The sequence below is a fragment of the Pseudomonas lini genome (assembly GCF_001042905.1).
In the GTDB taxonomy this organism is placed as follows: Bacteria; Pseudomonadota; Gammaproteobacteria; order Pseudomonadales; family Pseudomonadaceae; genus Aquipseudomonas; species Aquipseudomonas lini.
The window spans coordinates 805,696-819,256 of record NZ_JYLB01000002.1; the positions used below are offsets into that span (position 1 = coordinate 805,696).

Annotated in this window: 15 protein-coding genes; 4 read left to right on the top strand and 11 right to left on the bottom strand. The window is 59.0% G+C overall.

The genetic code is table 11. The features are described 5' to 3' along the window. Nucleotides 1–54: 54 nt before the first annotated feature. A complete protein-coding gene (uraD, locus tag TU81_RS08175) occupies nucleotides 55–570 on the bottom strand; it encodes a 2-oxo-4-hydroxy-4-carboxy-5-ureidoimidazoline decarboxylase (RefSeq protein WP_048394404.1) in 516 nt (171 codons plus the stop codon). Then, nucleotides 567–1,493, bottom strand: a complete 927-nt coding sequence (gene puuE, locus TU81_RS08180) for an allantoinase PuuE (protein WP_038979767.1) — start codon at nucleotides 1,491–1,493, stop codon at nucleotides 567–569. Before puuE ends, uraD begins: the two co-directional genes overlap by 4 nt. A gap of 435 nt (nucleotides 1,494–1,928) precedes the next feature. Here puuE and uraH point away from each other — a divergent pair, with 435 nt between their 5' ends. Further along, nucleotides 1,929–2,282, top strand: coding sequence for a hydroxyisourate hydrolase (gene uraH, locus TU81_RS08185; protein ID WP_038979768.1), 354 nt, complete (start codon nucleotides 1,929–1,931; stop codon nucleotides 2,280–2,282). 189 nt (nucleotides 2,283–2,471) lie between these two features. Here uraH and TU81_RS08190 read toward each other — a convergent pair whose 3' ends face one another. The 7 genes from TU81_RS08190 to TU81_RS08220 form a co-directional block, all read right to left on the bottom strand. Next, nucleotides 2,472–3,098: a LysE family translocator gene (locus TU81_RS08190; RefSeq protein ID WP_038979769.1), complete on the bottom strand. Its 627-nt coding sequence runs from the start codon at nucleotides 3,096–3,098 to the stop codon at nucleotides 2,472–2,474. Nucleotides 3,099–3,177: 79 nt separating this feature from the next. Continuing rightward, complete coding sequence (locus TU81_RS08195; RefSeq protein WP_038979770.1) at nucleotides 3,178–4,527, bottom strand: NCS2 family permease; 1,350 nt, start codon at nucleotides 4,525–4,527, stop codon at nucleotides 3,178–3,180. Nucleotides 4,528–5,237: 710 nt separating this feature from the next. Next, on the bottom strand, nucleotides 5,238–5,609 hold the full coding sequence (locus TU81_RS08200; RefSeq protein ID WP_048394407.1) for a glutathione S-transferase N-terminal domain-containing protein: 372 nt from the start codon (nucleotides 5,607–5,609) through the stop codon (nucleotides 5,238–5,240). 101 nt (nucleotides 5,610–5,710) lie between these two features. Next, nucleotides 5,711–6,256 carry a GTP cyclohydrolase I FolE gene (gene folE, locus TU81_RS08205; RefSeq protein ID WP_007898818.1) on the bottom strand — a complete coding sequence of 182 codons (546 nt, stop codon included), beginning with the start codon at nucleotides 6,254–6,256 and terminating at the stop codon, nucleotides 5,711–5,713. Nucleotides 6,257–6,333: 77 nt separating this feature from the next. After that, on the bottom strand, nucleotides 6,334–6,891 hold the full coding sequence (locus tag TU81_RS08210) for a Smr/MutS family protein (RefSeq protein WP_007898817.1): 558 nt from the start codon (nucleotides 6,889–6,891) through the stop codon (nucleotides 6,334–6,336). A gap of 75 nt (nucleotides 6,892–6,966) precedes the next feature. Next, complete coding sequence (locus tag TU81_RS08215) at nucleotides 6,967–7,287, bottom strand: hypothetical protein (protein ID WP_030131642.1); 321 nt, start codon at nucleotides 7,285–7,287, stop codon at nucleotides 6,967–6,969. 131 nt (nucleotides 7,288–7,418) lie between these two features. Then, nucleotides 7,419–8,009 (bottom strand): cysteine hydrolase family protein, encoded by a 591-nt coding sequence (locus TU81_RS08220; RefSeq protein WP_038979772.1) that lies wholly within the window; start codon nucleotides 8,007–8,009, stop codon nucleotides 7,419–7,421. A gap of 238 nt (nucleotides 8,010–8,247) precedes the next feature. Here TU81_RS08220 and prmB point away from each other — a divergent pair, with 238 nt between their 5' ends. Continuing rightward, nucleotides 8,248–9,156: a 50S ribosomal protein L3 N(5)-glutamine methyltransferase gene (gene prmB / locus TU81_RS08225; protein ID WP_038979773.1), complete on the top strand. Its 909-nt coding sequence runs from the start codon at nucleotides 8,248–8,250 to the stop codon at nucleotides 9,154–9,156. Between the two features lie 124 nt (nucleotides 9,157–9,280). Here the strand turns inward: prmB and TU81_RS08230 are convergent, their stop codons facing one another. Together TU81_RS08230 and TU81_RS08235 are read right to left on the bottom strand one after the other, a co-directional pair. Continuing rightward, entirely contained in the window at nucleotides 9,281–10,072 is a 792-nt protein-coding gene (locus tag TU81_RS08230) for a hypothetical protein (protein ID WP_048394409.1), read from the bottom strand. A 99-nt stretch (nucleotides 10,073–10,171) separates the two neighbouring features. Continuing rightward, nucleotides 10,172–11,170 (bottom strand): alpha/beta hydrolase, encoded by a 999-nt coding sequence (locus tag TU81_RS08235; protein WP_048394411.1) that lies wholly within the window; start codon nucleotides 11,168–11,170, stop codon nucleotides 10,172–10,174. Between the two features lie 98 nt (nucleotides 11,171–11,268). Here TU81_RS08235 and aroC point away from each other — a divergent pair, with 98 nt between their 5' ends. Together aroC and TU81_RS08245 are read left to right on the top strand one after the other, a co-directional pair. Beyond that, nucleotides 11,269–12,360 carry a chorismate synthase gene (gene aroC / locus TU81_RS08240; protein ID WP_038979776.1) on the top strand — a complete coding sequence of 364 codons (1,092 nt, stop codon included), beginning with the start codon at nucleotides 11,269–11,271 and terminating at the stop codon, nucleotides 12,358–12,360. Nucleotides 12,361–12,393: 33 nt separating this feature from the next. After that, a complete protein-coding gene (locus TU81_RS08245) occupies nucleotides 12,394–13,539 on the top strand; it encodes an MFS transporter (protein WP_038979777.1) in 1,146 nt (381 codons plus the stop codon). The last annotated feature ends 22 nt before the right edge of the window (nucleotides 13,540–13,561 follow it).

The following is a 13,561-nucleotide window of genomic DNA, read 5'->3' on the forward strand; positions in this document are numbered from 1 at the left end:
TGCTTGCGAGGCCCTGGGTACTTTTCGCGTTTAAGAGCACTCGGGCCAGGCTTGCTATAGGGTCAGTAATCGGAACAACGCGATCTTGTTGATCTCCGCCAGCGCGCATTTGAATTCGGTGTCGACCGAGTTGTGAATGCGCGTTTCGAACGCCGCGAGGATCTGATGCCGGTTGCTGCCTTTTACCGCCATGATGAAGGGAAACTTGAACTTGGCTTTGTAGGCGTCGTTCAGCTCGGTGAAGCGCTGGAACTCTTCGGCCGTGCATTGGTGAATACCCGCGCCAGACTGTTCTTCAGTGCTGGCTGCGGTCAGTTGGCCCTGGACGGCTGCTTTGCCGGCCAGGTCCGGGTGAGCGTTGATCAGGGCCAGTTGGCTTGTGTGATCAGCGCTCAACAAAATGTCGCTCATGCGCTGGTGCAGGGTTTCGATCTCGTCGATCGAAGCGTCCTGGCCCAGGTCGAAGGCCTTTTCGGCCACCCATGGCGAATGTTCGTAGATGTCGGCGAAAGCAGCGACGAAAGCGTCGCGGCTCAGGGTCGAAGGTTTGACGGTTTGAAAGGTGCTCATTTGGCAGCCCCTGTGTACGGGTGGGTTTCTTGCCAGTGACGGGCGATGTCGACGCGACGGCTGAACCACACCTGTTCATGACTTTTAGCGTATTCGATAAAGCGCTTGAGCGAAGCCAGACGCGCCGGCCGGCCGATCAGCCGGCAGTGCAGGCCGATCGACAACATCTTCGGTGCTTCGGCACCTTCGGCGTACAGCACATCGAACGCGTCTTTCAGGTATTCAAAGAAATCGTCGCCCTTGTTGAAGCCCTGGACCTGGGTGAAGCGCATGTCGTTGGTGTCCAGCGTGTACGGAATCACCAAATGCGGCTTGCCAGTCGGGTTGTTCGGTTCCCAGTAGGGCAGGTCGTCGTCGTAGGTGTCGCAGTCGTAAAGGAAACCGCCTTCTTCCATCACCAGTCGACGGGTGTTCGGACCGGTGCGGCCGGTGTACCAGCCCAGTGGGCGCTCGCCGGTGATTTCGGTGAGGATGCGGATCGCTTCGAGCATGTGCTCGCGTTCCTGCGCTTCGTCCATGTACTGGTAGTCGATCCAACGGTAGCCGTGGCTGCAGATTTCATGGCCGGCCTCGACCATCGCGCGGATCACGTCCGGGTGGCGCTGGGCGGCCATGGCCACGGCGAAGATGGTCAGCGGAATGTCGAATTCCTTGAACAGTTTCAGAATCCGCCAGACGCCGGCACGGCTGCCATACTCGTAAAGGGATTCCATGCTCATGTTGCGCTCGCCTTGCAGCGGCTGCGCCGAGACCATTTCCGAGAGGAAGGCTTCGGACTCTTTATCGCCGTGCAGGATATTGCGCTCGCCACCTTCCTCGTAGTTGAGCACGAAGGACAGCGCGATGCGGGCATTGCCCGGCCAGTGTGGGTGAGGAGGGTTACTGCCGTAACCGATCAGGTCGCGTGGATAGTCAGCGCTCACTGCAGTCTTCCTTCTTGTTCGTGTCGACTTATTCAAAGTCAGGGTGTGTGTGGCGGCCTGGCGATGAGAGGGCAGGCTGGCGTCACAGCGATGGAGTGATTGTATACAACTTTATATTCACTTTGTAAGCCTGATTTTTTGCATTTTTCACTGACTGCCCACTTTGAAGGGTACTGCAAGAAACCTGCCTGACTGGTCAGCTAATGGATAGAAGGTCCGCTGATCGTATGGTTCGGCGTTAGATTCGCTGCCAAAGGTTGAATGACGGCGGTAGCGGTAAAAATGTCGTTTTTATTGTGTACAATTTTTATGAAAAGTGTCTTAATCAGTCGCTCGCCGCAGCTTTTCGTGCTCCGAAACGGTGCGGTCTCCTTTTCAACTGACTTCGGGAGGCGCGAGGTCTGACTGCTCCACGCAGGCAGGCGCGCAGAATCAATGGGACGTTTGACTACACACGTTTTGGACGCTGCACACGGTTGCCCGGGCGGCTCGATCAAGGTCGAGTTGTACCGCGTTGAAGGTTCGCAGCTGGAATTGGTCGCCACTGCGCTCACCAACAGCGATGGCCGTGTCGATTCGCCGCTGCTGCAAGGCGATGACTATCGGTCCGGGGTTTATCAGCTTCAGTTTCATGCGGGTGATTACTACCGTGCCCGTGGGGTTCAGCTGCCTGAGCCTGCGTTCCTGGATGTGGTGGTGCTGCGTTTCGGCATCTCTGCGGAGCAGGATCACTACCACGTGCCGTTGTTGATTTCGCCGTACAGCTATTCGACCTACAGAGGAAGCTAGGACTTTTGCCCCAAGCCCCTTCTTCTCAAAAAAAGCTGCGCATATAGCTTCTTTGGTCTTTCGCCCGCTCACACTGCGGGCTTTTTTTTGCCTGATAGAAAGTCAAAAGATCGCAGCTTCGGCAGCTCCTACAGGGTTTTGCGTCTTTAGGAGCTGCCGAAGGCTGCGATCTTTTGATCTTGCTTTACCTCAACGGCTCAACAACGACGCAGCACCCGCACCACTAAACAACCCCGCACTCACCCGGTTAAACCAGCTCTGCCCATTGCCGCTACGCAAATACCGCGCAGCACCATGGGCTCCGAGGCCATAAGCCAATTTGCACAGCAAATCCAGCACGGTCCAGGTGGCAATCATCACCAGCAACTGCGGCAGGAACGGCTGTTCGGCGCTCAAAAACTGCGGCAGGAAAGCGGCAAAGAACAAAATGTCTTTCGGATTACTCGCGCCGAGCATGAACGCGCGCCCGAACAGTGCGCGAAAGTGCGGCACCGGCGCAGCTTGGGGCACTTCGGCGCCTTGGGATGGCTGACGCGATTGCTGCCAGCTCTGCCAGGCGAGGTAGAACAGGTACAGCGCACCGACGATTTTCAGGGCGCTGAACAGCTGTTCCGACGCCAGCAACAAGGCGCCCAGACCCAAAGCCGAAGCACTGAGCAGGCAGATCGACGCAATCACGCCCCCCAGAAACGCCGGGTAAGAACGGCGCAAACCGTAATTCAGACTGTTGCTGATCATCAGCAAAGACAGTGGCCCCGGGATCAGGATCACCACCAGCGCAGCGCCGCTGAACAGCAGCCAGGTTTCCAGACTCATCACTTTCCTCCATTTGCACAAAAGCCTCACCCGACGGGGTGAGGCTGTTTTGAAACACTGCTTTTGAATCGTAAACGGCTTACAAGAAAATGAACTTGGCGATGAAGATCGCGCAGAGCACCCACAGACTGACGGAAATTTCCTTGTACTTGCCGGTGCCGGCCTTCAGCGTCACGTAAGTGATAAAGCCCAGCGCAATGCCGTCGGCGACCGAGAAGGTCAGCGGCATCATGATCGCGGTAACGATCGCCGGAATGCTGTCGGTCGCTTCGTCCCATTCGATGTGCGCCATGCCGCCCATCATCAGCATTGCCACATAAATCAGCGCACCAGCGGTTGCATAAGCGGGGATCATGCCAGCCAACGGTGCGAAAAACATTGCGGCAATAAATAGCACACCTACGGTCACTGCGGTAAGACCAGTCCGACCACCCGCTGCTACACCCGCGGCACTTTCCACGTAGCTGGTGACTGGCGGAACACCGACCACCGCACCGAACACACTGGAAGCACTGTCGGCCTTGAGGGCGCGGGAAAGGTTTTCGATCTTGCCGTCGGCGTTCACCAGGCCGGCGCGCTGGGCAACGCCCATCAAGGTGCCAGCGGTGTCAAACATGTGCACAAAGAGGAAGGCCAGTACCACGCTGATCATGCTGACATTGAATACCCCGGCGACGTCCATGGCCATCCAGGTCGGTGCCAGGCTCGGCGGGGCAGACATGATTCCTTCGTAATGCACCAGGCCCAAGCCCCAACCAGCCAGGGTCACGGTGATGATGCTGATGAGGATTGCGCCGAACACTTTGTGGTAGCTGAGCACGGCAATCATCAGGAAGCAGATGGCCGCCAGCAACGGGCCAGGCTCGCGCAGGGAGCCGAGTTTGATCAGGGTGGCCGGGCTATCGACAACGATGCCCGCGGTTTTCAAGCCGATCAGCCCCAGAAACAGGCCCACACCGGCGCCCATGGCAAAGCGCAAACTCACTGGAATGCTATTGAGCAGCCATTCGCGAATCCGGGAAAAGGTCAGGAACATGAACAACACACCGGAAACGAACACCGCACCGAGGGCGGTTTCCCAGTTGTAGCCCATGGTGCCGACCACGGTGTAGGTGAAGAACGCGTTCAGGCCCATACCCGGCGCCAGGCCGACCGGCCAGTTGGCGTATAGCCCCATCAGCAGGCAACCCAGCGCGGCAGCGATGCAGGTGGCGACGAACGCCGCACCGTGATTGATGCCGGCATCGGCCATGATGTTCGGGTTGACGAAGATGATGTAGGCCATGGTGATGAAGGTTGTCAGACCGGCGATCAGCTCGGTCTTCACCGTGGTGCCGTGCAAGCTGAGTTTGAAGATGCGCTCCAGCCAGCCATTGCGTAATGGCGGTGAGAGTTCCAGCGTCGGGGCTTCGGATTTGCGGCTTTCCACAGCGAATACTCCTCAAGAGTTTTATTGTTATTTCCAGGGCCGGACCCATGAGGGTGGCAGCGACCCTTTGAGGCATTTGCGAATTTGTTGACCTGATGGTCAGGAACTCGCACGAAGCGAATTATGCTTTTGTATACAAATAAAGCAAATAATGTTTTTGATTTTGTAGACGAAAAGTTTGGCAATAGGGATATATCGCCAGGAAGGACGCCTTCGCGGGCAAGCCTCGCTCCTACAGGTGAGCGCATTCCCCTGTGGGAGCGTGGCTTGCCCGCGATAGCTTTAGATCAGTCGATACACATGTCGCGGGTAGAGCGTTCACTCAGCTGCCACCTGACTTTTCCCCAAGGCCAGATTCACCGCCAACCTTTTCCGATCTGGCGCAGTGGAACGTGCCGCAGGGTGGGCAGCACGAGCAATTGGCGACGTTGGTGCGTCAGGCACATGCAGCAGAAGTGGCCTGAGGGGAGGGTATAAACAACAAACCGGCCAATCGGCCAATGCCAGTCAGTTAAGCGCAATCCATGTGGGAGCGGGCTTGCTCGCGAAGACGGCGGCACAGTAAACATTGATGTTGCCTGACCCACCGCTTTCGCGAGCAAGCCCGCTCCCACAGTGGATCTTTTTTAAACACAAATCCCATTCACACTACAAATCCCTGTGGGAGCGGGCTTGCCCGCGATGAGGCCGGTCGAAGCACCACAAAACCATCAGGCAGCAGCAAACCGCTTATCCAGATAATCAATGATCACCTTGGACTCATACATCCAGGTGGTCTGGCCATTCTCTTCGATGCGCAGGCACGGCACCTTGATCTTGCCGCCTTGCTCCAGCAGAGCCTGGCGATCCTGTTCGTTGTTCTTCGCATCGCGCAACGCCACCGGAACGTTCAAGCGACGCAGGGTGCGGCGGGTTTTCACGCAGAACGGGCAGGCGTGGAACTGATACAGGGTCAGGTCTTTGGCGGCGGTTTCGACCTGAGCCTGAGCGGCGGCGGGGCGCTGCTTCTTGCCTGGACGAGTGATGAAGTCGATGAAGATGATCAGTTGGCCGAGGCCGATACGAAGCGCTTTAACGAACACGGGATAAGCCTCACAGGGCAAACAGAAGGCGCGCAGCTTACCTGATTTTTCGCAGGCGAAAAAAAACCGGCGATCAGTGCCGGTTTTCTTCGTGCTGCGAATTACTTGATCAGGCTGAGAAACTCGCTGCGGGTGGCCGCGTTTTCGCGGAACTCGCCGAGCATCACCGAGGTGATCATCGTCGAATTCTGTTTCTCCACACCGCGCATCATCATGCACATGTGCTTGGCCTCGATCACCACCGCAACGCCCAGGGCGCCGGTGACTTGCTGGACCGCATCGGCGATCTGGCGGCTGAGGTTTTCCTGGATCTGCAGGCGGCGGGCGTACATATCAACGATACGCGCGACTTTCGACAGCCCCAGGACCTTGCCGCTCGGGATGTAGGCAACGTGGGCCTTGCCGATGAACGGCAGCATGTGGTGCTCGCACAACGAGTAGAGCTCGATGTCCTTGACCAGCACCATCTCGCTGTTGTCGGAGCTGAACAAGGCACCGTTGGTGACCTCTTCCAGTGTCTGTTCATAACCGCGGCAGAGGTACTGCATGGCTTTGGCGGCACGTTTTGGCGTGTCGAGCAGGCCCTCGCGGGAGGCGTCCTCGCCCAATTGGCCGAGAATCTCGGTGTAATTCTGTTCCAGGGACATGAAACTACCTGTGGGATTTTACGCAAAGGGCAAGGGTACGGTGACGGACACGGCGCTGCAAGCGTGAAGCGACAGCATCACTCGTCGCGACCTTCCATCATGGTGCGTTTGAGCATCACATAAACCGCTCCGGCGCCGCCGTGTTTCGGTTGGCACGAGGTGAAGCCGAGCACCTGTGAATGCTGACGCAGCCACGTGTTGACGTGGCTCTTGATCATCGGCCGCTTGCCGTCCAGACGCACCGCTTTGCCGTGGGTGACACGTACGCAGCGGATTTCGAATTTTGTCGCTTCGGCCAGAAAGGCCCACAGGGTTTCACGGGCCTTTTCCACGTTCATGCCATGCAGGTCGAGGCTGCCTTCGAACGGAATCTGTCCGATCTTGAGCTTGCGCATCTGGCTTTCCTGGACACCGTCGCGGGCCCACATCAGCTCATCTTCGGGGCCGACATCAATGACGAACTGATCGGACAGCCCGTCAACGGTGGTGGCATCGGTGCGCACAGTGGCGGCCTGGCGCAGCTTGGCGATTTGCGCGCGGTCGGCCTTGGGTTTGCCGGTTTCGGCGCGATCGTGCTTGATCGGCTTGACGCCTTGGATCGCGCTTTTGAACAGGGAAAAATCGTCGTCTTGCATGTCAGCCTCCGCGAAGGGCGGCCAGTTTACCCAAGTCGGGACGAATCGGGCGCGACAAAACGTCCGGCTTTGGGCTTAGTCGTGTTTTTTCATCAGGTGTGGAGACATGTTCAGCTCTCGCGACTGGCGCGAGCGGCGACGGCAGCGGCGCCAGAGCCACACGCCGATGTACAGCACGAACAGGCCCACGGCCAGAATGATCGCCGAGCCCAGCGGGCTGGCATTCAATTCGCCCAGCGCCGGTGGCCGGCCCAGCAGGCTGGCCGCGCCGGCCATCGCCAGCAACACACCGCACGTCGCCAGTAAGGCAGCGAACGCTGCGCCGAAGCGAAAACGCCAGTTGCTTTGGCCTTTGGGCCGCAAGCGGCGTGCATCAAAACCATCGGATAACTTCATTCCGACCTTCCTCAATGGGTATCGGCCCTTCGACCGGGAGTTGACCGGGATGTTCCTGAGGCTAGGGCAATTACAGCAAATGAGAGGCTTTTGCGGATGAGCGGCGGCATGGACCGCTCATCGACGGTCGATCAGATCAGTTCGTGCGTCAGGGCGAGGGTGGCGAAATTGTCCGCCATGATCGCCATTTCGGTGTGCTGAACGTGCTCGGCGCTCAGGACGCCACCCTTGTAGGGCAGGTCGCGAGTCGCGCAGGCGTCTTCAACCAATGTGCAACGAAAGCCCAGGTTTTTCGCGGCACGCACGGTAGTGCTGACGCTGGAGTGGCTCATGAAGCCGCAGACGATAAGGTCCAGCGAGCCGAGATTCTGCAAGCGCTCCAGCAGTTCGGTGCCATGAAACGCACTCGGCAGCAATTTGCCGATGATGGTTTCGTCGCCCTGTGGCTCCAGGCCCGGAATGAACTCACCGCGCTCGCCTTGCGGGTCGAACAGCCCTCCGACGGTGCCGAGGTGGCGCACGTGTACGATCGGCCGACCGGCTGCACGGGCAGCGGCTACCAGTTGCTTGATGTTCGCGACGGCAGCATCCATGCCGCTCAGTGCCAAGGGGCCGCTGAGGTATTCTTTCTGGGCATCGATGATGACAAGGGTCGCATGACCCAGATTGGCCGCTGCATAACCACGGCCGCTGAGTTGAAACATCGTTTTTGGAACGGACATTCTGGGGCTCCTTCGGGTGGGGCTTTTGCGACATTGTCCTCTGGCTGAGCGCTTCTGTGAATCGCTACCATCGTAGGCACCGCCGTTGTTGGGTCGCAGCCTCGTCAAGATACTCGTTCTGTTCAATAGACTGCTGAAAAAATAGAAGAGTCCTACATCTGATCCGGTGTTTTTCCTGCGTCGTCGCGGCGCCTTTTGGCTGTTAGAATCGTCAGTCGTTTTTTCTGGAGTTTGCCCCGTGATCACTTCCCGACTTCGTACCCTGCGTGACCATATCCGTTGGGCCGTCAGCCGCTTCCATGGGGAGGATCTGTTTTTCGGCCATGGGACCGACAACGCCTGGGACGAAGCCCGTCAACTGGTGTTGGGTGCGCTGCACTTGCCGTGGGAAATCGCCGATAGCTACCTCGACTGCAATCTGGAAGAAGACGAGTTGGTCAATCTGCAACGCTTGCTCAAGCGCCGCATCGAAGAGCGCATTCCGACCGCTTACCTGCTGGGCGAAGCCTGGTTCTGCGGTATGTCGTTCATTGTCGACGAACGCGTGCTGATCCCGCGTTCGCCAATTGGCGAGTTGATCGAAAAGCGTTTCGAACCGTGGCTCGGCGCCGAACCAGCGCGCATCCTCGACTTGTGCACCGGTTCCGGTTGCATCGGTATCGCCTGTGCTTACGAGTTCCAGAACGCCGAAGTGGTACTGGCCGATCTGTCGTTCGAAGCGTTGGAAGTGGCCAACCAGAACATCGAGCGTCATGGCGTCGATGAGCGGGTGTACACGGTTCAGGGCGATGGCTTCGATGGTTTGCCGGGCCAGCGTTTCGACCTGATCGTGTCGAACCCGCCTTACGTTGATGCGGAAGATTTCGCCGACATGCCGGACGAGTATCAGCACGAACCGGAGCTGGGCCTGGCTTGTGGCGACGACGGTTTGAACCTGGTGCGCCGCATGCTCGCCGAAGCGGCGGAACATCTGACCGAGAAAGGTTTGCTGATTGTCGAAGTGGGTAACAGCCAGGTTCACGTCGAAGCGCTGTACCCGGAAGTCGACTTCGCCTGGCTGGAGTTCGAGCGTGGTGGGCATGGGGTGTTCATGCTGACAGCGGAGCAGTGCCGCGATCATCAGGCGTTGTTCGCTTCTCGCGTCTGACCTGAGAAAGCTATCGCGGGCAAGCCACGCTCCTACAGGTTTATGTCGTCTCCAAATGATGGGGACACACTAGACCTGTAGGAGCGAGGCTTGCCCGCGATGGCCGCGCCTCGGTCTCAAATCTCTACCGATGCGTAGCAATCCAGATCAACAACCCCGCCTGAAACACCGCAAACGCCACCAGACACGTAATGGTAAAACGCAGCCCGGCGTCTTCGCGTTTGTACTTGCTGACTTTTTCTTCGTGCTTCTTCAGTTTGACTTCCTGTTCCGCCAGGTTCTGCTCGGCTTGCTGGAGCATCTGCGCGGCTTCGAGGATTTCTACCTGCTGCAGCTTTTCGCTGTTCCAGTCGCCGAGCAAATCACCGACCGACACCTCTTTAACGCTGCCCTTCAAATGCTGGGCGTCGGCGTAGACCACGTCAAAACCGTGCACCCGCAGAAAGTGATCGCGGCGCAGACGAGTGTCTTCGTTCAGCGCATCCTTGTTGTTCAGGTCAGTGCCGTCGACGGTGTAGGCGGGCCATCTCTTCTTCACCCACGTAATGCCCTGAGCGGCCATATAACGCCCGATGCCACGGTTCATCGGCTCGATTTGCAAGCCACTTTCCGGCACGAAATGCACGCGTTTGGCAGTGTGATCGACCCACACGTCCAGATGGTTCTGTTCTTTGCGCACGCGCTGGCCCGGCAGCTTGATAGCCATGCGCATCAGGCTGTGTTCCTTGCTATTGCGTTCGGCGTAACCGAATTCGACAAAGCGCAATGGCCGTCCACCGGTGTTGCGGTCGGTTTGCAGCGGCGCCAGGCGGAGCATCTTGTGGTGCTCGACGTGGACGTCCGCCCACGGCAGCTCGACCGCTGGCGGTGCGTCTTTTTCAGCGGTGGTGTCGGGTGAAGTCTGGGTATCAGTCATAACGGCGAGATCCTGTCCAAGCCCTGCTTGCCGCCAGCCAGTGCGCTGGCGACAAAGGCTTATCGGCCGTTTTTTTCAGGACTGGAGGGTAAACCTCGGTTAACTGGAGCGAAGTCCGTCAATAAACCCAAGGATTCGCGCGCCGAGTTCGGCTGCCAGTGGTAATTGCGGATCTTTATAGGAGGCCAATTGCCGCTTCACGTCGTTGGGCACGATGCGCATCACGTGGTTCATGCCTTCGATCAGCGCCAGTTCAGCGTCCGGTTTGGCGGCCTTGAGTGTCTTGGCGTCACCCACGCCGACCTGAATGTCGTTGCTGCCCTGGATGATCAGCGCCGGCATTTTCAGTTTGGCGAAGGCCGCCGCCGGATCTTGGCGGAACAGCGAAATCAGATACGGCTGCACGCTGGGGCGGAAAATCACCTGCAATTGCGGTGGCACGTTATCGTCGGTGTGGCCGGCCTTGAGGCTGTCGAGCAGCTCATTGCTGCGCAGCATCAACGGCGGTGGCAGGCGATTGCTCAATTGCTGGCGCAGGACCTGATCGATTGGTCGGGCGCTGCCGGACATGGAAATCACCGCCGCGGCATCGACGTTTGGCGCCGCCAGGCTGGCGATCAACGCACCTTCGCTGTGGCCCAGCAAAATCAGTTTGCCAAAGCGTGGATCGGCTTTGAGCTTCTGGCCCCAGGCTTCGGCGTCGGCCACATAAGCCTCCACCGACAGATTGCGTTCGTCTGGAGTCGCAGCCAGGCTCGCCGCCACGCCGCGCTTGTCGTAGCGCACGCTGGCGATGTTGTGTTTGGCCAGCACCCACGCCAGTCGTTTGAGACTGTCGTTGCGTCCGCCGTCGGGGTTGTTTCCGTCACGATCCGTAGGGCCGGAGCCGGAAATGATCAGGACAACCGGCACCGGCGTGTCGGACTTGGGCAGTAACAGCGAGCCGAAAAGCTCGCCGCTGCCCGTGTCCAATGTGATCGGGCGTTGCAGGACAGTGGCCTGTGCAAAGCCGGTAAACAAGGTAAGGCTCAAGGCTAGAACTCGCAGCATCATCACGCCATCATCCACTCGGTGCCGGTTGGACTCGCAGGCGGCCATAAGGTTCGAGCATAAGGTTCGAGGATGAACTAGTCGGGTAGCCTGCGTATACTGGCGCGCATTACGTATTTTAGTTTCGATTTCACGGAGCGTCCCGCATGTCCGGCAATACCTACGGCAAGCTGTTCACTGTCACCACCGCGGGCGAAAGCCATGGTCCGGCGTTGGTCGCCATTGTCGATGGCTGCCCGCCGGGCCTGGAGATTTCCCTTGAGGATCTGCAGCGCGACCTGGATCGCCGCAAGCCCGGCACCAGCCGCCACACCACCCAGCGCCAGGAAGCCGACGAAGTCGAAATCCTCAGCGGCGTGTTCGAAGGCCGCACCACCGGTTGCGCCATCGGCCTGTTGATCCGCAACACCGACCAGAAGTCCAAGGACTATTCGGCGATCAAGGATCTGTTCCGCCCCGCCCACGCCGACTACACCTACCACCACAAATACGGCGAGCGCGATTACCGCGGCGGCGGTCGCAGTTCGGCCCGTGAAACCGCCATGCGCGTGGCGGCAGGGGCGATTGCGAAAAAGTACCTGGCCACCCAGGGCATCGTCATTCGTGGCTACATGAGCCAGCTCGGCCCGATCGAAATTCCGTTCAAGACCTGGGATTCGGTGGAAGAAAACGCTTTCTTCAGCCCTGACCCGGACAAAGTGCCGGAGCTGGAAGCCTACATGGACCAGTTGCGTCGCGACCAGGATTCGGTCGGCGCGAAGATCACCGTGGTCGCCGAAGGCGTGATGCCTGGCCTTGGTGAGCCGATCTTCGACCGTCTCGACGCCGAACTGGCCCACGCGCTGATGAGCATCAACGCGGTTAAAGGCGTGGAAATCGGCGCCGGGTTTGCCAGCGTCGCCCAGCGCGGTACTGAACACCGTGATGAAATGACCCCGGAAGGTTTCCTCAGCAACAACTCAGGCGGCATTCTCGGTGGCATCTCGTCCGGTCAGCCGATTGTTGCGCATCTGGCGCTCAAGCCAACATCGAGCATCACCACGCCGGGCCGCTCCATCGACATCCATGGCAATCCGGTTGAGGTTGTCACCAAAGGCCGTCACGACCCGTGCGTCGGCATCCGCGCCACGCCGATCGCCGAGGCGATGATGGCCATCGTATTGATGGATCATCTGCTGCGTCATCGCGGGCAGAATGCCGATGTGCGCGTGAGCACTCCGGTGCTGGGTCAGCTTTAATGGCTGACCTTATAGCCGCTGCGGTCTGACAACGTGGCGGCGCTCCCGTACTGGCGGCTTTCCAGTTTCTATCTGTTCTATTTCGCCTTGCTCGGTTCGACAGCGCCATTCCTGGCGCTGTACTTCGATCACCTGGGCTTTTCCAGTGCGCGCATCGGCGAACTGGTGGCGATCCCGATGCTGATGCGCTGCGTGGCGCCGAACATCTGGGGCTGGCTCGGTGACTACACCGGGCGACGTCTGGCCATCGTGCGGTTCGGCGCGGTCTGTACGCTGCTGACCTTCTCACTGATTTTCGTCAGCAAAAGCTACGCGTGGCTGGCGATGGTCATGGCCTTGCACGCGTTCTTCTGGCACGCGGTACTGCCGCAGTTCGAAGTCATCACCCTGGCGCATTTGAACGGCCAGACATCTCGCTACAGTCAGATTCGCCTGTGGGGCTCCATCGGTTTCATCATCACCGTGGTCGCCCTCGGCCGGTTGTTCGAATGGCTTAGCCTGGACATCTATCCGGTGGCGCTGGTGCTGATCATGGCCGGGATCGTCGTCAGTAGTTTGTGGGTGCCCAACGCGCAACCGGTACAGAGTGAACGGTTGGCGGGAGAGGGGTTCCTCCAGCAATTGCGCAACCCCGGGGTGTTGGCGTTCTATGGTTGCGTGGCGCTGATGCAGATGAGTCATGGGCCGTATTACACCTTTCTGACCCTGCACCTTGAGCGACTGGGTTACACCCGTGGCTTGATTGGTATGCTCTGGGCCTTGGGCGTGGTCGCTGAAGTATTAATGTTCCTGGCCATGAGCAAGATTCTGGCGCGCTTCTCGGTGCGCCGGGTGCTGCTGGCGAGTTTCCTGCTGGCGGCCCTGCGTTGGTTGTTGCTCGGTTCGTTTGCCGAATTCCTCTGGGTGCTGCTGTTTGCCCAAGTGCTGCACGCCGCCACCTTCGGCAGCTTTCACGCGGCTGCCATCCAGTTCGTGCAACGTAGCTTCGGCGCGCGTCAGCAAGGGCAGGGCCAGGCGTTGTATGCCGCGCTGGCTGGCACCGGCGGCGCACTGGGCGCGCTGTATTCCGGCTACAGCTGGAATGCCCTCGGCGCCACATTGACCTTTAGTATCGCCAGTCTCGCAGCCTTCGCCGCTGCCGTTATCATTGCCACGCGTATGCAAGAGGACAGGCCATGAGCCTTACCTGTGAACACCTCGC